20 protein-coding genes are annotated in these 19,696 nt (G+C 71.5%); 12 read left to right on the top strand and 8 right to left on the bottom strand.

The window, feature by feature from the left end; all coding sequences use genetic code 11:
- The first annotated feature begins 25 nt into the window (after positions 1-25).
- The 3 genes from AB0K15_RS30250 to AB0K15_RS30240 all read left to right on the top strand — a co-directional run bounded on the left by AB0K15_RS30250 (position 26) and on the right by AB0K15_RS30240 (position 7,107).
- Positions 26-1,333 carry a Bcr/CflA family multidrug efflux MFS transporter gene (locus tag AB0K15_RS30250; RefSeq protein ID WP_364057816.1) on the top strand — a complete coding sequence of 436 codons (1,308 nt, stop codon included), beginning with the start codon at positions 26-28 and terminating at the stop codon, positions 1,331-1,333.
- Positions 1,334-1,444: 111 nt separating this feature from the next.
- Positions 1,445-6,517 carry an RHS repeat-associated core domain-containing protein gene (locus tag AB0K15_RS30245; protein ID WP_364057813.1) on the top strand — a complete coding sequence of 1,691 codons (5,073 nt, stop codon included), beginning with the start codon at positions 1,445-1,447 and terminating at the stop codon, positions 6,515-6,517.
- Positions 6,518-6,561: 44 nt separating this feature from the next.
- On the top strand, positions 6,562-7,107 hold the full coding sequence (locus AB0K15_RS30240; protein WP_364057810.1) for a type VII secretion system-associated protein: 546 nt from the start codon (positions 6,562-6,564) through the stop codon (positions 7,105-7,107).
- An 18-nt stretch (positions 7,108-7,125) separates the two neighbouring features.
- On the opposite strand, the gene AB0K15_RS30235 is transcribed toward AB0K15_RS30240, so the two are convergent.
- A complete protein-coding gene (locus AB0K15_RS30235; RefSeq protein ID WP_364058199.1) occupies positions 7,126-7,983 on the bottom strand; it encodes a sigma-70 family RNA polymerase sigma factor in 858 nt (285 codons plus the stop codon).
- A gap of 64 nt (positions 7,984-8,047) precedes the next feature.
- Here AB0K15_RS30235 and AB0K15_RS30230 point away from each other — a divergent pair, with 64 nt between their 5' ends.
- Positions 8,048-8,521 carry a nuclear transport factor 2 family protein gene (locus AB0K15_RS30230; protein ID WP_364057807.1) on the top strand — a complete coding sequence of 158 codons (474 nt, stop codon included), beginning with the start codon at positions 8,048-8,050 and terminating at the stop codon, positions 8,519-8,521.
- On the opposite strand, the gene AB0K15_RS30225 is transcribed toward AB0K15_RS30230, so the two are convergent.
- Positions 8,513-8,968 (bottom strand): hypothetical protein, encoded by a 456-nt coding sequence (locus tag AB0K15_RS30225; RefSeq protein WP_364057805.1) that lies wholly within the window; start codon positions 8,966-8,968, stop codon positions 8,513-8,515. The two genes, AB0K15_RS30230 and AB0K15_RS30225, sit on opposite strands and share 9 nt — an antisense overlap.
- A 173-nt stretch (positions 8,969-9,141) precedes the next feature.
- On the opposite strand from AB0K15_RS30225, the gene wrbA reads away from it, so the two are divergent.
- Positions 9,142-9,792: an NAD(P)H:quinone oxidoreductase gene (gene wrbA, locus AB0K15_RS30220; protein WP_364057802.1), complete on the top strand. Its 651-nt coding sequence runs from the start codon at positions 9,142-9,144 to the stop codon at positions 9,790-9,792.
- A gap of 16 nt (positions 9,793-9,808) precedes the next feature.
- On the opposite strand, the gene AB0K15_RS30215 is transcribed toward wrbA, so the two are convergent.
- On the bottom strand, positions 9,809-11,167 hold the full coding sequence (locus tag AB0K15_RS30215) for an MFS transporter (protein WP_364057799.1): 1,359 nt from the start codon (positions 11,165-11,167) through the stop codon (positions 9,809-9,811).
- Entirely contained in the window at positions 11,133-11,957 is an 825-nt protein-coding gene (locus AB0K15_RS30210) for a MurR/RpiR family transcriptional regulator (RefSeq protein WP_364057796.1), read from the bottom strand. Before AB0K15_RS30210 ends, AB0K15_RS30215 begins: the two co-directional genes overlap by 35 nt.
- Before the next feature lie 83 nt (positions 11,958-12,040).
- Here AB0K15_RS30210 and AB0K15_RS30205 point away from each other — a divergent pair, with 83 nt between their 5' ends.
- From AB0K15_RS30205 to AB0K15_RS30195, 3 genes are all read left to right on the top strand, one after another.
- Positions 12,041-13,492, top strand: a complete 1,452-nt coding sequence (locus tag AB0K15_RS30205; protein WP_364057793.1) for an aromatic amino acid ammonia-lyase — start codon at positions 12,041-12,043, stop codon at positions 13,490-13,492.
- Positions 13,489-14,010 (top strand): hypothetical protein, encoded by a 522-nt coding sequence (locus tag AB0K15_RS30200; RefSeq protein ID WP_364057790.1) that lies wholly within the window; start codon positions 13,489-13,491, stop codon positions 14,008-14,010. The genes AB0K15_RS30205 and AB0K15_RS30200 overlap by 4 nt, the downstream gene beginning before the upstream one ends.
- Before the next feature lie 322 nt (positions 14,011-14,332).
- Positions 14,333-15,472: a hypothetical protein gene (locus AB0K15_RS30195; protein ID WP_364057787.1), complete on the top strand. Its 1,140-nt coding sequence runs from the start codon at positions 14,333-14,335 to the stop codon at positions 15,470-15,472.
- Positions 15,473-15,527: 55 nt separating this feature from the next.
- On the opposite strand, the gene AB0K15_RS30190 is transcribed toward AB0K15_RS30195, so the two are convergent.
- Positions 15,528-16,286 (bottom strand): IclR family transcriptional regulator, encoded by a 759-nt coding sequence (locus tag AB0K15_RS30190; protein ID WP_364057784.1) that lies wholly within the window; start codon positions 16,284-16,286, stop codon positions 15,528-15,530.
- A gap of 142 nt (positions 16,287-16,428) precedes the next feature.
- On the opposite strand from AB0K15_RS30190, the gene AB0K15_RS30185 reads away from it, so the two are divergent.
- Complete coding sequence (locus tag AB0K15_RS30185; protein WP_364058196.1) at positions 16,429-17,139, top strand: CoA transferase subunit A; 711 nt, start codon at positions 16,429-16,431, stop codon at positions 17,137-17,139.
- Entirely contained in the window at positions 17,136-17,762 is a 627-nt protein-coding gene (locus tag AB0K15_RS30180) for a CoA transferase subunit B (RefSeq protein ID WP_364057781.1), read from the top strand. Before AB0K15_RS30185 ends, AB0K15_RS30180 begins: the two co-directional genes overlap by 4 nt.
- Before the next feature lie 65 nt (positions 17,763-17,827).
- On the opposite strand, the gene AB0K15_RS30175 is transcribed toward AB0K15_RS30180, so the two are convergent.
- Entirely contained in the window at positions 17,828-18,094 is a 267-nt protein-coding gene (locus tag AB0K15_RS30175; RefSeq protein ID WP_364057778.1) for a hypothetical protein, read from the bottom strand.
- A 133-nt stretch (positions 18,095-18,227) separates the two neighbouring features.
- Positions 18,228-18,353 (bottom strand): hypothetical protein, encoded by a 126-nt coding sequence (locus AB0K15_RS30170; RefSeq protein WP_364057775.1) that lies wholly within the window; start codon positions 18,351-18,353, stop codon positions 18,228-18,230.
- Between the two features lie 118 nt (positions 18,354-18,471).
- Here AB0K15_RS30170 and AB0K15_RS30165 point away from each other — a divergent pair, with 118 nt between their 5' ends.
- Positions 18,472-18,837 (top strand): glyoxalase, encoded by a 366-nt coding sequence (locus AB0K15_RS30165; RefSeq protein WP_364057772.1) that lies wholly within the window; start codon positions 18,472-18,474, stop codon positions 18,835-18,837.
- 15 nt (positions 18,838-18,852) lie between these two features.
- Here the strand turns inward: AB0K15_RS30165 and AB0K15_RS30160 are convergent, their stop codons facing one another.
- Entirely contained in the window at positions 18,853-19,329 is a 477-nt protein-coding gene (locus AB0K15_RS30160; protein ID WP_364057769.1) for a TetR/AcrR family transcriptional regulator, read from the bottom strand.
- Between the two features lie 9 nt (positions 19,330-19,338).
- Between AB0K15_RS30160 and AB0K15_RS30155 the strand changes: the two genes are divergently transcribed.
- A complete protein-coding gene (locus AB0K15_RS30155) occupies positions 19,339-19,671 on the top strand; it encodes a hypothetical protein (protein ID WP_364057766.1) in 333 nt (110 codons plus the stop codon).
- Positions 19,672-19,696 lie beyond the last annotated feature (25 nt).

Below are 19,696 nucleotides of genomic sequence, written 5' to 3'. Positions count from 1 at the left end.
GTGGCTACCGACTGAGGGAGATGCTGTGACGAACAGACTGGAAGCCGCACCCGGCGCGGGAGTGTCCGCTGGGGGCGGACAGCTCAAGCTGGTGCTGATCCTGGGTGTCCTCGTGGCACTCGGCCCGCTGTCCATCGACATGTACCTGCCCGCGCTGCCGACCATCGCGCAGGACCTGCTGACTTCCGAGTCCACGATCCAGCTGACGCTGACCGGCACGGTGCTCGGGCTCGCGCTCGGGCAGCTGCTGGTCGGGCCGCTGTCCGACGCGTTCGGCCGGCGAATCCCGCTCATCACCGGCAGCCTGATCCACGTCGGCGCCTCGCTGCTGTGCCTGGTGGCGCCGAACGTGGAGCTGCTCACCGGCGCGCGCATCCTGCAGGGCCTCGGCGCCTCCGCGGGCGCGGTGCTGGCGCTGGCCGTGGTGCGTGACCTCTACACCGACCGCAACGCCGCGAAGCTGCTCTCGCGCCTGATCCTCGTGATGGGTGTGTCGCCGGTGCTCGCGCCGACGCTCGGCAGTGCCCTGCTGAGCTGGACGGAGTGGCGTGGCGTGTTCGTGGTGCTCGCCGTGATCGGGCTCGCGAGCGCGATCGCCGCGGCGCTGGCCCTGCCGGAGACGCTGCCGAAGCAGCGCCGTCAGCCGTGGGAGTTCAAGGCGACGGTCCGCTCGTACCGCGGGCTGCTCACCGACCGCTCGTTCATCGGCCTGGTGATCGTGGCCGGCCTCGCGATGGCCGGGCTGTTCGCGTTCATCAGCGGCGGCTCGTTCGTCTTCCAGCAGGAGTTCGGTCTCAACCAGCAGCAGTTCGGCCTGCTCTTCGGCGCCAGCGCGATCTGGCTGATCGCCGCGACGCAGGTCAACGCGCGGCTGATGAACCGGTACGAGCCGGCCCAGGTGCTGCTCGTCGCGAGCGTGGCGGCCGTCGTGGCCGCGGCGGTTCTGCTGGTCACGGCGCTCACCGGCTTCGGCGGGATGTTCGGCGTCGCGGTGCCGGTGTGGGCGGTGCTGTTCTTCGCCGGCCTGATCCTGCCCAACGCGCCCGCGGTTGCCCTGAACTCCCACGGGGACAACGCCGGCACCGCGGCGTCCCTGCTGGGTGCGGTGCAGTTCGGCATCGGCGCGGCCGTGTCGCCGGTCGTGGGCCTGATCGGCAACAACGCGGCCGCCATGGCGACCGTGATGTTCAGCGGCATCCTATTGGCGGGTGTGGTCCTGTGGGTTGTCGCCCGACCGTGGCAGCTCGCCGTTCCGGGTGACCCGGCCGGCGACGAGCGAGTGACCGGGCCGGAGACCGTACCCACGGCTGTGGCCTGCGCCGACGCCGTCTGACCGGCTCGTGTTCTGCCCACTCGGTCAGGTGGTCGGTACCGAAGGGGCAGCAACGAGTCAATCCCCCATCGCGGGAGCGATCGGTCTTCGGGGCGCTGCTAGCTTGACCCGGTGAGTAATCCGTTGATCGCGCAGACGCAGGACTCCACCAAGGCGTATTCGGGTATTTCGCTCCTGGAGACCGCGAACGATCTGTCGACGGCCATCGAGTCGGGTGACTGGGCGTCGGTGGCGATGGGCGCGGTCGGCACGGCACTGGACGCGCTGTCGATGGCGATGGACCCGTTCGGGGCGATCCTGGCGGCCGGCGTCTCCTGGCTGATGGAGCACGTCGGCCCGCTCAAGGACGCGCTCAACGCGTTGACCGGCAACGCGGATCAGATCAAGGCGCAGTCGGAGACCTGGGCGAACGTCGCCAAGGAACTGGGCAGCGTCTCCTCGGACCTGACCGACGCGATCAACGCCGACCTGCAGTCGTGGTCCGGATCCGCCTCGGACGCCTACCGGCAGCGGGGGCAGGACCTGGCGACGTCGCTGCAATCGGCGCAGAAAGGCTGTGAAGGCGCCTCGTCCGGGGTGAAGACCGCCGGTGAGGTCGTGGCCGCGGTCCGCACCCTGGTGCGCGACATCATCTCCGAGCTGGTCGGCCACATGATCAGCTGGGCACTGCAGGTCGTGTTCACCCTCGGCATCGGGCTGGCCTGGGTCGTCCCGCAGGTCGTCAGCGCGGTCGCGAAAACCGCCTCACAGATCACCGGCCTGGTCACGAAACTGGTGAAAGCGCTCAAGGCGCTGGTGCCGCTGCTGAAGAAGGCCGGGACGCTGTTCGAGGACGCCGGGAAGGCGTTCAAAGGCCTCAAGGGCGGCAAGATCGCCCCGCCGCCCAAGACCAAAGACCTCTCCGGCACCCCCAAGGCCCCACCCGGCAAGACCCCCGGCGGCGACGGCGGCGGCGCCCCCAAGGGCGGCGGCTACGAAGGCACACCCAAGGACTACACACCCCCACCGGGCAAATCCAGCGGCGACGACACCACCACGGCCTCCGGTTACACCGGCGACGCCAAGGACTACACCCCCCCACCCGGCAAATCCAGCGGCGACGACTCCACCACGGCCTCCGGGTACAGCGGCGACGCCAAGGACTACACCCCACCGCCGGGATCCAAGAGCGGCGACGACACCACCCACACCTCCAGCGCCGGCGGTGGCGGCTCCACCGGCGGTGGCGGCACCCCACTGCCGGCGAAGAGCGACCCGCCCCCGCTCAACACCGATCCCGACCCGGTGCCGGCGGGCGGTGGTGGCGGCACCCCGAAGGGTGGCACGCCCAAGAGCACTCCGCCGTCGAACAAGCCGGGCAACCCGCGCGACACCTCGGTCGACAAGGACAGCCGCGTGTGCGCGTCGGACCCCGTCGACGTCGCCACGGGCGAGATGATCCTCGACCAGACCGATCTGGTGCTGCCGCTGGACCTCGAGCTCTCGATCGAGCGCACGCACGTCTCCTCCTACCGCGCCGGCCGGTGGTTCGGCCGCTCCTGGGCGTCCACAGTGGACCAGCGCCTGGAGGTCGACGCCGAGGACGTCTGCTACTTCTCACCCGACGGCATGGTGCTCGTGTACCCGCTGCCGGCGCCGGGCACCACGGTCCTGCCGGTGGAGGGGCCGCGGCTGCCGCTGACCCGGCGCCTCGACGGCGGCTACGTTCTCGAAGAACCGTTGCGGGGCACCAGCCTTCGCTTCGACCCGGTGATGGGAGAGGCGCCCGGCGTGCTGCCGCTCACGGCGGTGGCCGGGGCCGGGCAGCGGTTCGACGTCGACTACGACCGGACGGGACGGCCGACGCGGATCCGCCACTCCGACGGGTACGAGGTCGCCTTCACGGTGACGCGCGACCGGATCACCGCGATGTCGGTGGTGAACCCCGTCTCGGGCGAGAGCGTGCTGGTCACCCGCTACGGCTACGACACCGACGGCCGGCTCACCCAGGTCGTGAACTCCTCGGGCCGCCCGATGCTGTTCGACTACGACACCCAGGGCCGCGTCACGGGCTGGCAGGATCGCACCGGAACCTGGTACCGCTACGTCTACGACGCGGCCGGCCGCTGCGTGAAGACGGTGGGGGACAAGGGTTTCCGCGACGGCACCTTCGCCTACGACCGCGAGCGCCTCGTCACCGTCTACACCGACTCGCTCGGTCACCGCACCGAGTACCACCTCAACGAGGCCAACCAGGTCGTGCGGGAGGTCGACGCGGCGGGTCACGCCACGGTGTCCACTTGGGACCGTTACGACCGGCTGCTCATGCGCACCGACAAGCTCGGGCGCACCACGTCCTACGAATACGACGACGCCGGCGCGCTGAGCCGCGTGATCCGGCCCGACGGCAGCGTCGTGCAGGTCGCGCTGCGCGGCGGCACGGTGGCCGCCATCGCCGTGCGCGACGGCGAGCGCACCTGGACCCGCACCTACGACGAGCCGCTCGACCCGTTCTCGGCCCGCCTCGGCGTGGCGGGGGAGTTCCGCCCCGAGGGTGTCGGCAGCGCGGCCGTGCTGCCCGACGCCGTCGCGGAAGCCGAGCGGACCACGAAGGGGTACGTCCCCGACCTGCTCGGGCGGCCGGCGCTCGTCGACACGCCCGGCGGGCAGGTGCGGCTCGACTGGACGGTCGAGGGCCTGCGGGCCGCGCGCACCGGCCCCGCCGGCGGGCGCGAGCAGTGGTCCTACGACGGCGAGGGCAACGACGTCGCCCACGTCAGCGAGACCGGCGCCGTCACGCGGCGCGAGTACGGCCCGTTCGACGTGGTCGTCGCCGAGGTCGACGAGGCCGGTGGGCGCACGACGTACGCGTACGACACCGAGCTGCGCCTGCTGGCGGTGACCAACCCGCTCGGCCTGACCTGGCGCTACGTCTACGACCACGCGGGCCGCGTCACCGAGGAACGTGACTTCGACGGCCGCACGCTGCGGTTCGAGTACGACGCCGCCGGACAGCTCACCCGCGCGTTCAACGGACTCGGCGAGCTCACGGAGCTCACCTACGACACGCTCGGCAACATCGTCGCGCGGCGCGCGTCCCACGGGCTCACCACGTACTCCTACGACCCCGTCGGCCGGCTGCGCCGCGCGGAGAACGCCGACGCGGTCATCGAGTACGACCGCGACGACCGCGGCCGCGTCATCGCCCAGACGACCAACGGCCGCACCACCACGTTCTCCTACGCACCGGACGGCACCCGAGTCACCCGGCGCACACCGTCCGGAGTGGACAGTTCGTGGTCCTTCGGCGACCGGGGCGCTCCGGTCGGCCTCGCCGGCGGGGGTCACGTGCTCGCCTTCGAGCGCGACCCAGCGGGCAAGGAGACGGGCCGCTCCCTGGACGGCACCGTTGTGCTGACCCAGGCGTACGACGCCGAGCAGCGCCTCACCGCGCAGGAAGGCCCAAGCCTGCGTCGGCGCTACGCCTACCGCGCCGACGGCCACCTCGTCCGCACCGCCGACAGCTTGTCCGGCACCGCGGAATTCCGGCTCGACCCGGCCGGCCGTGTCGTCGAAGCGATCGCGGCCGACCGGCGCGAGGGCTTCCGCTACGACGCGGCGGGCAACATCGTCTTCAGCGGGGTGGCGGGACCGGCGGCGCCGGAAAGCGGCCCCCGTGCCTACGTGGGCAACACCCTGACCTCGGCGGGCGCGATCTCGTACCGCCACGACGCGCAGGGCCGGGTCGTCCAGCGCCGCGTCGGCGAGCTCGTGTGGAGCTACGGCTGGGACGGCCAGGACCGGCTGACGGGCGTGACCACCCCGGACGGCACGCGGTGGCGTTACCGCTACGACCCCGTCGGCCGGCGCATCGCCAAGCAGCGGTTCGGGCCGGGCGGCGAGATCACCGAGCAGGTCGAGTTCGTGTGGGACGGCGGGAAGCTCGTGGAGGAGTCGCACCGGCTCGCCGACGGGACCACCCGCGTGCGCACGTGGGACTACGACCCGGACACCGACGCGCCGGTGGCCCAGCACGAGAGCACCGGCGGCGTCCGGCTGTTCCACACCATCGTGACCGACCCCGTCGGACGGCCCGCCGAGCTGCTCGACGCCGAGGGCCGGCCGGTCTGGTCGGGCCGCGCCACGGTATGGGGCCGGGACCTGCCGGGCAGCGGCGGCGCGACGGCGACCCCGCTGCGTTTCCCCGGCCAGTACCTCGACGCGGAAACCGGGCTGCACTACAACGTCTATCGCTACTACGACCCCGCCGCGGGCCGCTACGTCAGCCAGGACCCCCTGGGCCTCGCGCCCGCGCCCAACCCGGCGGCGTATGTGAGCAACCCGCTGCGCGTCGCCGACCCGCTGGGGCTGGCGCCGACGAGCTGCAAGTCCGGAGGCGGCACCGGCACCACGTCGAGCCGGGCGGGCAGCACCGACGAACCCGCCCACGTCGGCGACACCGGCAGCACTCCGAACCCGTCGCGATCGGCGTCGCCGGAGCCCGGGCCGTCGCACACCTCGGGTGACGCCGGGCCGTCGCACTCCGCGGCCGACGGGAAGAAACACCAGGACACGCCGGACTTTTCGCACAACCCGGGGCCGGACAAGACGCCGAAGTACGTCTACCACGGTTCGGGCGCGCCGCCGGACGTCATCTTCAAGCACGGCCTGACGTCCGACGCGATCAGGCAGGGTGCGGGCCCGAAGGGACCGAACTACGACATCGCCGGGCACCAGCACCGGTCGTACGGTTCCGGAAGTGGTTACGTGTCGACGTCGGGCGACATCGAGACCGGGTACCAGTTCGTGCCGCAGAAGGTCGGCGGGGAGATCACGCAATCGACCAAGACCGGGTTCTGGGGCAAGTCCGAGGACACGATGTTCTTCAAGCACGAGGGTTACATCTACGAGATCGAAACCGATCCCGGGAAAATGGTCCACTTGCCCTCGCACCCGGACCACGTGCCCACCATGGACGGCCAGAACGAATGGGCCGCCGTCGACCACATCCCGGGTTCGCAGATCTCCGGCGCGTACAAGGTCGAGGGGTACTACAACGTCGGCGCCGGGCAGCCGGGCGCGCACCCGAGCATCATCTATCCGAACGATCACAAGCTCGTGCCCCAACTCCAATACCAGCCGAACAAGGACTTCGTACCGAAGCCCCAGGACCCGCCGCCTCCGCCCGTGCCGCCCAAGGACTGAGCACACCGAGCTAGCCTGAGCCTGACTACGGATCGGAGAAAGTTGTGGATACCACCCCGGACCCGCTGCCCGCGGAGCTGCGCGAGCGCGCGCGGCAGTCGCCGGACAGCTGGCTCTACGTGGTGGACCCGGCGATGGAAGGGGCCGAGAACGTGCCGGGCGCCGCGATCGCCGGCGCCTACCGGGTCGACGAGCGCGGCGAGGTCGCCGGTGACTTCATCCCCAACCCGGACTACCGCCCGAGCACGCTGGCGCTGGGCATCCCCCGGCCCACCAACGATCTCGAGGCCGCGCTGCAGGCGGTCATCACGGGCACCGGCGACAACGACGGCGTCCAATCGGCATTGGTCGACGCCACGGTCTACGTGGTGACCGAACCGGACCGACCGGTGGTCGTGCAGCCGTCCGAAGACGGTGAGGTCGTGCCCGCCTACACCTCCGAGGGTTACCTGCCCGAACCGCGGCCCGGCCAGGAGTTCCGGCCGGTGCCGGTGCGTGAGCTCGCGGCCGAGCTGGCGACCCGGGACCTGTTGCTCAACCCGGGCAGCGCGCTCAAGGTGCAGGTGCCGGGCGCCGGCCTGGCCGGCTGACGCGGCACGACTTCAGCGTCACAGGTTCAGCTGCGCGAGCCGTTCCGGGTCGGCGAGGATGTTGATCTCGACGATCCGCCCGGCGCGCACGGTCGGGCAGAACACCGACATCGGCTTGCCGTCCACGAGCGCGACCAGGCCGGCCGCGCCGTTGACGAGCACGGGCCGGCTTTCGGCGCCGAGCTGCTCGAAGAGCACGGCCTGGCCGGCCACGGCGGCTGCGCCGCGAATGAGCCGCGAGCCGCCCGCGACGCCGGTGTCGGCGCGGAGCACGACGTCCGGGTCGAGGACCGCGAGCAAAGCGTCGAAGTCGCCTGAGCGGGAGGCGGCCAGGAACGCGTCGATCACCTCGCGTTGCGCGGCGACATCGGCGTCCGGCAGTGCGGCGCCCCGGACGCGGCGGCGCGCCCTGCTGGCCAGCTGCGCAGCGGTGGCGGGAGTGCGTCCCACGATCGGCGCGATCTCGGCGAAGGGCACGCCGAACAGGTCGTGCAGCACGAACGCGAGGCGCTCGGCCGGCGACAGCGTCTCCAGCACCACGAGCAGCGCGAGCCCGACGGAATCGGCGAGCACGGCCTGCTCGGCCGGATCCGGGTCCGCCGCCGCGACGATCGTGTCCGGCACGTGCGTCTCCAGCGGCTCCTCGCGCCGGGACTTGCGGGAGCGCAGCACGTCGAGGCACACGCGGCTGACGACCGTGGTCAGCCAGCCGCCGAGGTTCACCACGCCGCCCGTGTCGGCGCGCGAAAGCCGCAGCCAGGCCTCCTGCACGGCGTCCTCGGCCTCGCTCACCGACCCCAGCATCCGGTAGGCGACCCCGCGCAGGTGGTCGCGATGCGCCTCGAACTGCTCCACCAGAACTGCGTCCACTGTCAGGTTCCTCCGTCGTGGTCCGTCAGAGCGTTGACGGACCACGGACGAGGAATGTGACAGGAGAACCATGACCGACTTCCAGGCCATCGCCGACCGCGTCGAGCTCGGCGCGCTGTGCGCGGAGTTCACCGACGCCGGGATGACGCACGACTACGACCGTCTCGCCTCGCTCTTCACCGAAGACGGCCTGCTGCGCATCCCCGAAGGCGGCATCGAGCTGGCGAGCCGCGCCGAGATCCGCCGCGGCATCGAACGGGCCCGGGACCTGTGGGAGTACTTCCTGCAGACCGTGCACCCGGGCTCGATCCGCCTCCACGGCGACACCGCCACCGGGCGCGCCTACATCGTGGAGTTCGGGCGGCTGCGCGACGGCAGCTCGCACCTCAACCACTCCGTGTACCACGACAGCTACCGGCGCACGGCCGACGGCTGGAAGTTCACCGAGCGCGTGTACGAGATGTACTACGTCGACAGCACCCCGCTCACGGGAAAGGCCTCACCCGCGCTGGGTGAGGTCTCGCCCGCGGTGCGCTCAGAGTGAGGGTTCGGGCTCCGAGGAGTGGGCGATCACCGCCCAGATCACGAGCACGTCCATCGCGATCACGATCAGCCCCCACGCCGGGGCGGCCGAGATGAACGCGAGCATCGCCAGTGCGTTGAACCCGGCCAGGATCACCACGACGACCTTCGCCCAGCCGGCGCCGCTGAACAGGGCGGCGCCGGCGGCGGCCGCGAGCGCGCCGACGATGAGGTGCAGCCAGCCCCAGCCGGTGAGGTTCAGCACGAGGTAACCACCGGGCGCGGCCACGTAGTAGTTGTTCTTGAACAGCGCCACGAGCCCGATGATGATGTTGAAGAAACCGGCCAGCATCGCGATCGTGGCGGCGAACGCGGTCCACCCGTTCGCCGCGCGCGGTTCGGCGAAGCCCGGCCTCGCCGAGTCCATCGCCCGCGGGTCCGTTCCCTGCATCCGGATGTAGTCAGACATAGCCGTGCCTCTCGTCGGATTCCCGTCGCCCCACGGTGGACCGGCCCCGCACGGGAGTCCTCGCCCGTGCGGGATGAGGTGGGCGTCACGTTGGTGAGTTTCGGACAATATCTCATATGAAACTGTATCGAGTGATACGATTGTGCGGGCCGGAACAGTGAGGGGAGCGGGTCATGTCCGAAGCGTGCTGCCGGATCGCCGTCGTCTACTACTCCGCGACCGGGACGGTGTTCGCGCTGGCGGAGGCCGTGCGCGAGGGTGCTTTGGCGGCCGGGGCCCAGGTGCGGCTGCGGCGCGTCGAGGAGATCGCGCCGGCGAGCGCGATCTCCCGCAACCGCGACTGGCGCGAGCACCTGGCCGCTACCAGACACGTTCCCGTTGCCACGCACGAAGATCTGCTCTGGGCCGACGGGGTCGTGTTCGGCACGCCCGCGCGGTTCGGCAACGTCGCGAGCCAGCTCAAGCAGTTCTTCGACACGCTGACCGGGCTGTGGGCGCGCGACCAGCTCGTGGGCAAGGTCTACAGCCCGTTCACCTCGAGCGCCTCGGCCCACGGCGGGCAGGAGACGACGCTGCTCGCGCTCTACAACTCCGTTTACCACTTCGGCGGTGTGCTCGTGCCGCCCGGTTTCAAGGGTCACGCCAACGACTCGGGCGGAAACCCTTACGGCGCAAGCCACATCACGGGCGAGGACGGCTCGATCGCCGTCGACGAGCCGGCGCTGGCCGCGGCCCGCGCGCAGGGTCACCGCGTGGCGACCATGGCCGCGGCGTTGAAAACCGGCCTCGCGCAGCCCCGGCTCGCGGCCGAGGCTGCGCGGTAGCTCGGTCCGCGGCAGGTCAGTCCATCGTCGCGTTCTTCGTCTCCGGCGCCCACCGCAGCGAGACGACCAGGCCGCCCACCAGCACCAGCGTGAGGATCAGCATGGTGGGGGAGAAGCCGATGCCGTCGAGGGCCAGGGGCAGCAGGAAGGTGCCGATGGCCGAGCCGGCGCGGCTGAGGCCGTTGAGCAGGCCGACGCCGGAGCTGCGCAGGTCGGTCGGGAACAGTTCCGGCGGGTAGACCTGGTCGAGGTTCACGGCGGCCGACATGGTGAACGTGAACACCAGGAACAGCGGGAAGAGCAACGCCGTGGGCGCGTCGGGCCAGATCGCCATCGGCGCCATGGTCGCGATGAGGACCACGAACGACCAGATCGTGAGGCCGCGCCGCGACATCTTCGCCACCAGCCACCAGCCACCAGCCACCAGCCACAGGCCGCCGAGGCTGCCGGCGAGCAGGAACAGGTTCAGCAGGCCGTCGCTGGTCGTGTCCTCCTCGCCGACGCCCATCTTCAGCAGCACCAGCGGCAGGAACGTGTAGATGGCGAAGTACGGCACCACCTGGGCGTTGTAGAAGATCGTGCCGAACGCCGTGTTGCGCCAGTAGTTCTTGCCGAACAGCTCGCGGTAGCGCACGCGCCGCGCCGAGACGTGGTTGCGCACGAGCTCCTCGAACGCCTCGACGTCGCCGCGCAGCCGCTCGACGACCGCCCGGGCCTGGTCGGCGCGGCCCTGCGACAGCAACCACCGCGGCGACTCCGGCACACCGATGCGCAGCAGCACCACGGCGATCGCGGGGATGCAGCTCGACGCGAGCAGCCAGCGCCACGACTCGCCGCCGAGGCTCACGACGTAGTTGCCGAGGAAGAACGCCGCGACGTAGCCGACGGTCCACAGCACCGTGAGCGAAGCCAGCAGCCCGCCGCGGTACTTGCGCGGCACGAACTCCGCCACGAGCGTCGGCCCGAGTGCGTAGTCGGCGCCGATCCCGATGCCGATCAGCAGTCTCATGATGAACAGCTGCGTCGGGCTGGTCACGAAGAACTCGGCGGCCGACGCGACGGCGATCAGCAGGAAGTCCACTGCGTACAGACGCTGCCGGCCGATCTTGTCCGCCGCCCAGCCGACGACGATGCTGCCGAGGAAGATCCCGATCAGCGCCGACGCGCCGAGCAGCCCCTCCCACACCGTGCCGAACCCGAGCTGCGCCGCGATCACGGGCAGGGCGATGCTGATGATGCCGAGCTCGTAGCCGTCGGAGTAGTTGGCGCAGAAGGTCAGCGCGGTGATGCGGATGTGGAAGCGGTTGAGCGGGACGTCGTCGAACGCCGTTGCCCCTGCCTCACTCGGGGAGGAAGAGGTCTTGCTCTGCGGCATAGTCTTCGAAGCCTTGCAGTCGTTGCCGGGCCAAGGCGCCGGCCGCGTCGGCCATCGCCTCGACCAGCGCCACGGTCAGGGAGGCGACCGCGGCGTGGGAGTCGAACACGAACTCGGAGGCGACGCCCGCGCTCAGCGCGTCGTCGGCGAGCGGGGTGAGCGCCGAGACGGGCCGGTCCGTGATCAGGAGGGTGCGCAGGCCCAGTGCACGAGCCTGCTCGAGGGCCGCGGCGCTCTCGCGGGGGTAGCGGGGGAGCGCGACGAGGACGAGCGTCCGGGCGCCACACCGATGGGCGTGGCGCAGGGCGTCGCCGAAGACGCTGCCGGGGTCCGTGAGCAGGCGGACGTCCGGGTGGATCTTGGTGGCGAGGTAGGCGAACGACGCAGCCTGCGCGGCCGAGACGCGGTAACCGGCGACGACGAGCGGCACGGAGTCCATGAGACTCGCGGCGATCGTTCTGAGGCGCGTGTCGTCGGCCAGCTGCGCGCGCAGTGCCGAGAGGTTGCGCAGGTCGGCGTCGATGGCGGCCTGGAACTTGTTGCCGCCGCACTCCGGTTCGGGCTCGGCCGCGGCCTCACGCAGGTAGCGGCGGAACCCGGCGTAGCCGTCGAAGCCGAGCAACGCGACGAATCGCGTGACCGACGGCTGGCTGACCTGCGCGTACTCCGCGAGCTCGCCGCTGGTGAGCGCCGCCGCCTCGGCCGCGTGGTCGGTGAGGTAGCTGGCGATGCGCCGCTGCGCCGGAGTCAGCCGGTGGGCGGTGAGCAGCTCGTGCAGCGACCGGGACAACCCGGGCCTCCCTTGCCAGCGGAGCGAATGAATAGTTTCATGTCACCATAGAAATGAATGAAAACTTGTCAAGAGGGGTGGCGATGACCGACTCCAGCCGCATCGAGATCAGCGGGTCCGGCCTCCGCTGCGCCGACGTGGTCCGCGTGGCTCGGCGCAGCGCGTGGACGGAGCTGGCGCCCGAAGCCGTGACCGGCGCCGCGGCGAGCTACGAGCTGGCGGTGGAGCTGGGCGCCAAACGCGCGGTGTACGGCCGCACGACCGGCGTCGGCGCGAACCGGCACACGGTCGTCGATCCGGAGTCGGCCGACCACCACGGGTTGCGCTTGCTGCGCAGTCACGCCGGCGGGACGGGCGAGCCGCTGGCGGACGAGGTCGTGCGTGCCGTGATGGCGATCCGGCTCAACCAGCTGGCGGCCGGTGGCAGTGGCGTGCACCCGCGTCTGCTGCGGGCGTTGGAGACCGCGCTGCGAGTCGGGGCTCTGCCTCTGGTGCACTCGCGCGGCGCCATCGGCACCGGCGACCTGACCGCGTTGGCCGAGGTCGCTCTGACCCTGGCCGGCGAGCTCCCGTGGGCCGCCGGGGACCTCGACCCGCTGCCGATCAGCCCCGGTGACGCGCTCGCGTTCATCTCCAGCAACGCCGCCACCCTCGCCGAGGCCGTCCTGGCGTGGCACGACCTGCGCCGGCTGCTGTCGGCTTCCCACGTGGTGACGGCGTTGACCTTCTGCGCCCTCGGCGGCTCCGCCGAGGCCTACTCGGCGCGCGTCCACGCCGCCCGTCCCCATCCCGGCGCCGTGTTCTGCGCCGCCGAGCTGCGCCGGCTGCTCCTCGAAGGCGACGAGGTCGTGGAGGGCCGCCGCCTGCAGGACCCGTTCGGCCTGCGCGCTTTCCCCCAGGTCCAGGGCCCGGCCCTCGACGCGGCGGCCTCGGTGGAGCGGGTCCTGGACATCGACGTCAACGCCGCGGCCGAGAACCCGCTGATCGACGTGGAGACCCAGCAGGCCTACCACCACGGCCAGTTCTCGACCGCCCACGTCGCCCTGGCGTTCGACCACCTGCGCGCCGCGCTGCACCACGTCGCCGAGCTGTCCACGGCCCGCCTCGGCGACCTCGTGGAACCGGATCTGAGCGGCCTGCCCCCGTTTCTCGCCCAGGGCCCCGCTGGAAGCTCCGGAATCATGATCTTGGAATACGTCGCCCACGACGCACTGGGCACCCTCCGCCATGCCGCGTCCCCCGTGACGCTCGGCACCGCGGTCATCTCCCGCGGCCTGGAGGACCACGCGAGCTTCTCCACACACGCCGTCCGCAGCACGGTCGCCGCGACCGCCTCCTACCGCACCGTCTTGGCCTGCGAACTCCTCGCCGCCGTGCGCGCCCTGCGCCTCTCCGGGGTCGCCCTGCCGGACACCCCGCTGCGCGAAGCCTTCCGCCTCGCGGAGGGCACCCTGCCCTACCTCGCGGAGGACCACCCGCTGAGCGCCGAGATCAGCCTGGCCGAACGTCTGCTGGACCGGCTGGCCATGCTGTGACGCCCTTCCAAACCCGGCTGACGGCACTCGCGAGGCGGCTCGGCGCCGAACCCGGCGACCTCGACGACGGACATGCCCGGTGGGCCGTGTACCTCGAGGCGGTCGGCCGGGCCGAGGAATGGCCGGTGGTGCCGGACCTCATCGCGGACCAGCCGGACCTGCCACTGGCCGCCGCGGTCGTCGTGAGGGCGTTGGAGGTTCTGCCGGAGGCCCGGCGGGCGGACTTCGTGGCGGCCCTCCCTGAAGGGCCCAGTCGCGAGTACGCCGCGACCCGGGCGCGTGAGCTCGTCGTCCTCGAACTCCTGGCCGCGGGCAGCGGCCCGGAGTTCGACACACGGTGGACGAACTGGCTGCAGCTGCGGGTGGCCCACCACGATCAGCGTGGCGAAGACGCTCGAAGCGCTGAGCACGAGCGGCGCCACCAGACGCATCCGGAACGCGGCGGCGCGGCGACTGCGAGTTGCCCGCGGAGCCGGTTCCTGAATCCGCGGCCGGCCGATCCGATCCGCATCACGTGAAAAGCCCGCCGTTCTCCCCGAGACCCGGCGCACCCAGTGTCCGAAAAGGATTGTCCGACCGCGGCGCGCGGCCGGTGGGCGTCGGGCGGGGCCTGGGGTGTGCCCGAACGTCATCGCCGGTGGTGGCGTTCTTGAGATGACCCGGGGTGCTGGTTAGCCTGGCCGCACCCGAGGCACGTGGACGGCCCGTCGGTGGTCGCGGTGCGGCGTTGCGGGGGCCGGGAACGTCGACGGCGAGCGCGGTTTTGCGGAGGACGAGCATGGACCTGCAGCCCAGGCGACAGGCGCGCGGGCTCGCGACCGACGGAGAGCACGGCTCGCGGTGAGCGGCAGAGCCGAAGGCGCCGGCCGGGCCGGTACCGCGGAAGCAGCACCCCACCCGGCGATCAGCCGTCGCGAACGGCATCGCAGAGCCGACCCGACCGGGCCCGGCACGTCGCGCTGGGCCCGGCAGCCGGGGCTCGGCCTGGCGGGACTCGTGCCGGTGGTTGTGGTCGCGGTGCTGATCGCCGTGGGGGCCGGGGGTGCGGAGCCGTCGCTGCTGGTGCTGGCGCCGATCGTGACGTTCGCGCTGCCGGTGGTCTCGATGATCGCGTTCTGGTGGGAGGACTGGCCGGGCACGCGGCTCGGGCCGGACTGGGCGGGCTGGGCGGACCTGGCGCTCATCGCGGCGGGCGGGATCGCGCTCACGTTCTTCGGCCAGGCCGTGGTGGGCCACCTGTCGTTCGCGGCGATCTTCGACCCGACGCCGGAGCGGCTGGAGCTGAGCACGTTCCCCGTGACGATGCCGCTCGCGGGCGCGGCGTTCGTGGTGATGCTCCAGCTGACGCTGGTGAGCGAACACTGGCCGCTGCGGCTGTGGCTCAAGCCCATCCCGGGCGGGATCTGCGCGGTGGTGCTGTCGTGGGCGATCTCGATCCTGCTGTACGCGCTGCTGCTCGGCGGAACCCCGTTCCGGGGCGGCGGCCGCGGCCTGCTCGACCCCGGTGTGTTCGGCGCGGTGCTCACGTTCATCGGCGTGTGGCAGGTGCTGCTGTTCGTGATGTGGCGCGGCTGGCCGTTCCACCACTTGCGAACGCAGTGGGTGCGGTTCGTCTGCGCGAACGTCGCGACGATCGGCGCCGGCATCCTCACCTACGTGGTGCTGCGGGAGCTGCCCGTCCCGACGTTGTCCACGCTCGCCGGCGACTTCGTGGCCGCGGGGCTCGTGGTCGGCATGCTCTTCGAAGACGCCCTGCCGGCCCACTGGCCCGCGTGGCTCGAACGAACCGTGTCCCTGCTGCTGACGCTGGCCCTCGCCGCGGTGCTGCACGTCGCGCTCCTGGCGCTGGCCGAAGGACTGCACTGGGACCGCGGCACGCCGATCGGCTGGGTCGGCCACGTCACCCTCAACGCCCTCGGGGTGTCGGTGATCCTGCACGTCGCGATCGGCCGCCGCTGGCCGCTCGCGCGCAAGAGCTGACTCGGGCGAGAGAGACGCTCGGGTCATGATCCACTGTGGACAATCGTGCCGGAGCCTACGCCGACGAGAGTTTCCGGGTCAGCGCATGGGCTTCACGCAGCAGCAGCGCACCCAGCTCGGTGAGCCGGTCCGGCGGGAAGCGGAATTCCACGCCCGTCAGCGAAAGCGCCCACGCGGGCGCGCCTGAGCGGCCGAATACCGCGGCGGCCAGGCCCCAGCTGCCCTCGACGACCAGGCCCGGGTTGAGTGAATAGCCCGTCTCCCGGGTGCGCGCGATGCGGGCGCGGAGCTCGTCGGCACGGTGCGCCGCGCCCCATTTCTCGGTCAGGTCGACGCGGCCGAGGTACTCGTCGATGTCGCGGTCGGGCAGGAAGGACAGCACAACCAGCCCCGCCGAGACGACGCCGAGAGGGAAGCGGGCGCCCTCGTACAGGACGAACGAGCGGATCGGGAAGCTGCCGTCCTCGCGGAGCAGGCACACCGTTTCGTCGCCGCGCCGAGCGGAGAAGAACGCGCTCTCACCGGTGGCCTCGGCCAGCCGGTGGACACTCGCGCGGGCGTGCTCGGTCACGTCGTAGCGCTGGGCGGCGACCTCACCGAGCAGGTACAGCTCCGGGCCCAGGTGCCACTGCCCGGTGCGCTGGTCGCGGTCCACGAACCCCTCGTCGCCCAGCGCGGTGAGCAGGCGGTGCGCGGTCGGGCGGGCCAGGCCGGCGGCGCGGGCGACCTCGGTGGTGGTCGAGCCCTGCCCGTGGGACAGCGCGCGCAGCACCGCGGCCGCGCGGCCGACGAGGTGGTCCGGGGCGCTGGTCATGTCCGCAGCTTACGTTCACTGAGTGAACGCCGCCATCGACCGGTGACCGCCGAGCGAAAGACCCTTGCGCCAGCGTTGACCAGGCACAATCGCATGCCCTTGAGTGACCGCGTCCGATCATTCAGTGGACGGGAGGAACACCTTGCCGACGATCTACCCCAGCGCCGCCGAAGCACTGGCGGAAGTGCTCACCGACGGCGCCACCCTCGCCGTGGGCGGGTTCGGCCTGAGCGGCAACCCGACGGACCTCATCGAGGCCGTGCGCGACTCCGGCGTGCGCGACCTGACCGTGGTGTCCAACAACATGGGCGTCGACGGCCAGGGCCTCGGATTCCTGCTCGAGAACCACCAGGTGTCCAAAGTGGTCGCTTCCTACGTCGGCGAGAACAAGCTCTTCGCCCGCCAGTTCCTCGACGGCGAGCTCGACGTGGAGCTCGTCCCGCAGGGCACCCTCGCCGAACGCCTGCGCGCCGGCGGGTCCGGCATTCCCGCGTTCTACACGCCGACGGGTGTCGGCACCCCGGTGGCCGAGGGCAAGCCCCACGCCGAGTTCGACGGCCGGACCTACGTGCTCGAACGCGGCATCGTCGCCGATGTGTCACTGGTCCACGCCCACACGGCCGACCGGGCCGGCAACCTCACCTACCGCCTGGCCGCCCGCAACTTCAACCCGCTCGTCGCGGCCTGCGGGCGCGTCTGCCTCACCGAAGCGGAGATCCTGCTCGACGGCTTCGCCGACCCGGAGAACGTGATGACGCCGGGTGTGTTCGTCCAGCGGCTCGTCCTCGCGAGGCCACGGGAAAAGGCCATCGAGAAACGCACCGTCCGTCCGAAGGAGGTGGCCCACGCATGAGCTGGACCCGCGACGAAATGGCCGCCATCGCCGCCCGCGAACTGCGCGACGGCGACTACGTGAACCTCGGCATCGGCATCCCGACCCTGGTCGCCAACCACGTGCCCGACGACGTCCACGTCACGCTGCAGAGCGAAAACGGCATCCTCGGCCTGGGCCCGTTCCCGGTCGAGGGCGAGGAGGACGCCGACCTCATCAACGCCGGCAAGCAGACCGTCACGGTGGCGCCGGGCGCGAGCTTCTTCGATTCGGCCACGTCGTTCGCCATGATCCGCGGCGGCCACATCGACCTGGCGCTGCTGGGCGCGTTGCAGGTCGCGGCCAACGGGGACCTCGCCAACTGGAGCGTGCCCGGCACGCTCGTCAAGGGCATGGGCGGCGCGATGGACCTGGTCGCAGGCGCGAAACGCGTGGTCGTGCTGACCGATCACGTCACGAAGGACGGCGAGCCGAAACTGGTGTCGCGCTGCACGCTCCCGCTGACCGGCACCGGTGTGGTCGACCGCGTCATCACCGACCTCGCGGTTCTCGATGTCACCCCGGACGGCCTGCAGCTGGTCGAGGTCGCGCCGGGGGAGGACGCGGCCGGGGTCCGCGCGCGGACCGGTGCTCCGGTGGCGTGAGGCGGTCCGGAGCCTTCGGCAGATCCATCGCGGCCGGACGCCCCGGCGGCACGGTGCCGCAGCCGTCAGAAGGCCAGCGACACCGGGTACGCCGCCGCGAGCAGCACGATCACCACACCGTTGAGGATCCGGTAGTCGCGCAGGATGCCGATGAACTCGCGGATCGTGGCGCTGGGCACCTGCGTCTCGTCGGCGCCCTGACCGCCGGACGTCACGAGCGTGGGCGCCGCCCTGCGGCGGCCGCAGCAGCCCGTACCCGCGGAGCACAACACGAACGCGGCGAACGCGAGGCTCGGGTAACCGAGCACAATGGACACACTGATGATGACCACCACGCGGGCGCGAAGGCGAACATCGCCGGCCCCACGAGCAGCGACAGCAGGTTGCCCCCTCGCGGCGCACCATCTGCAGCCCGTTGAGCACCAGGAACGTCGTGCACCGCGGGGATGTCCAGCAACGCGAAGATCACGCCGATCGCGAGGAACAGCAGCCCGCCAGCAACAGCACGCCGTTCAGCAACCGCTGCCGCTCGATGCGGAAGCTGATCGCGAAGCCGGCGAAGAACGGGATCGACGTCAGCAGGTAGGCCACGCTCAGAACATAAAACGCTCATGGCCGGGCCGGCGGCCCGAGCGGCTTCCCGTTCGCGTGAACCGCACGGGTTTCCGGTCACCTCCGGCGAGGGACGCCGCCGGGTAACCTCGGTGCTGTGATCCATCACGTGCAAGTGGCTTGCCCGGCCGGGTCGGAGGACGCGCAGCGCGCCTTCTACACCGGGGTGCTCGGCTGGCCCGAGCTGCCGAAACCGCCGCTGCTCGCCCGGCGCGGCGGGTGCTGGTTCCGCGTGCCCGGCGTCGGTGGGCCGGACGGGGAGCTGCACGTCGGCGTCGAAGAAGACTTCCGGCCCGCGGCCAAGGCGCACCCGGCGTTCGTGGTCGACGTGGACGCCACGGCGGAGGCGGTGGCGGCCGCTGGGCACCGGGTGGTGTGGGCGGATCCGGCGGAGATCCCCGGACGGCGCCGGTTCCACACGTTCGACGCGGTGGGCAACCGCATCGAGTTCCTGGAAGGCTGACGCGGCCCTCGGCGGTTACGCCTTGCCGGGCTTGGCGCTCGGCGTTTCGCAGAACTTCAGGAACATCGCCACCCCGGACTCGATCACGTCCGGCGAACCGGGCGGCACGCACAGCGCGTACAGCCGGCTCACCGCGGCGGCCGGGTCGGGAATCCGGATCCCCGGCAGCGCGCGCACCGCGGTTTCGAGCACTCGGCGCAGCTCCGCGGGCACGCGGCCTAACCACGCGGCGGTGTCCTCGGGGAATCGCTTCGCCTCCGCCTCCAGCACGGAGTGCAGGTTGACCATCGCGGGTGACGTCAGCACGTCGACGCACGCTTCGCACAGCTCGCGCAGATCGAACTCGCCGGACGACAGCCTGCGCGCCGCCGCCACGGCCTCGTCGAGCTGCTCGGTGATCACCGTGCGGAGGAGGGCTTCCTTGCTCGTGAAATGGCTGTAGATGGTCACTTTCGACACGCCGGCGCGCTCGGCGATCTCGTCGAGGCTCACGCGGAACCCGTGCTCGGCGAAGGCCGCGCGGACCACGGCGTCGCGCTTGCCCTGCTGCGGCGCCGGCTCGGCCACGGCGCCCCGGCGTCCGGCGGTGCCGAACGCGAGATCGAGGGCGCCGGCTACACGGACATGTCGGAACTGCGGGACCGCAAGTACTTCAAGTCCATCTACGTCCGGTCCCCGGGCGGCGCGCTGTTCGAGCTCGCCGTGACGCACAACGAGGGCGGCTGGGACTGCGACGAGTCGCCGCAGGAGATCGGTAAGCGCTTCCAGCTGCCGGAGCAGTTCGAGGCCCGCCGCGACGAGATCCTCGGCCGGCTGGAACCGATCGACATCTGAGGGCGACGGGGCCGGGCACGCGCCC

Origin of the sequence: Amycolatopsis sp. NPDC049253 (genome assembly GCF_040678995.1) — a bacterium.
Taxonomy (GTDB): domain Bacteria; phylum Actinomycetota; class Actinomycetes; order Mycobacteriales; family Pseudonocardiaceae; genus Amycolatopsis.
This window is presented reverse-complemented; position numbering and strand designations above follow the sequence as displayed.

What these genes read in the sequence shown, in the direction of transcription:
- AB0K15_RS30215 (WP_364057799.1), bottom strand. Translation starts at nt 11,167, where the DNA reads ATGCCGCAGAGCAAGACCTCTTCCTCCCCGAGTGAGGCAGGGGCAACG.
- AB0K15_RS30180 (WP_364057781.1), top strand. Translation starts at nt 17,136, where the DNA reads ATGAGCTGGACCCGCGACGAAATGGCCGCCATCGCCGCCCGCGAACTG.
- wrbA (WP_364057802.1), top strand. Translation starts at nt 9,142, where the DNA reads ATGTCCGAAGCGTGCTGCCGGATCGCCGTCGTCTACTACTCCGCGACC.
- AB0K15_RS30230 (WP_364057807.1), top strand. Translation starts at nt 8,048, where the DNA reads ATGACCGACTTCCAGGCCATCGCCGACCGCGTCGAGCTCGGCGCGCTG.
- AB0K15_RS30225 (WP_364057805.1), bottom strand. Translation starts at nt 8,968, where the DNA reads ATGTCTGACTACATCCGGATGCAGGGAACGGACCCGCGGGCGATGGAC.
- AB0K15_RS30190 (WP_364057784.1), bottom strand. Translation starts at nt 16,286, where the DNA reads ATGACCAGCGCCCCGGACCACCTCGTCGGCCGCGCGGCCGCGGTGCTG.
- AB0K15_RS30205 (WP_364057793.1), top strand. Translation starts at nt 12,041, where the DNA reads ATGACCGACTCCAGCCGCATCGAGATCAGCGGGTCCGGCCTCCGCTGC.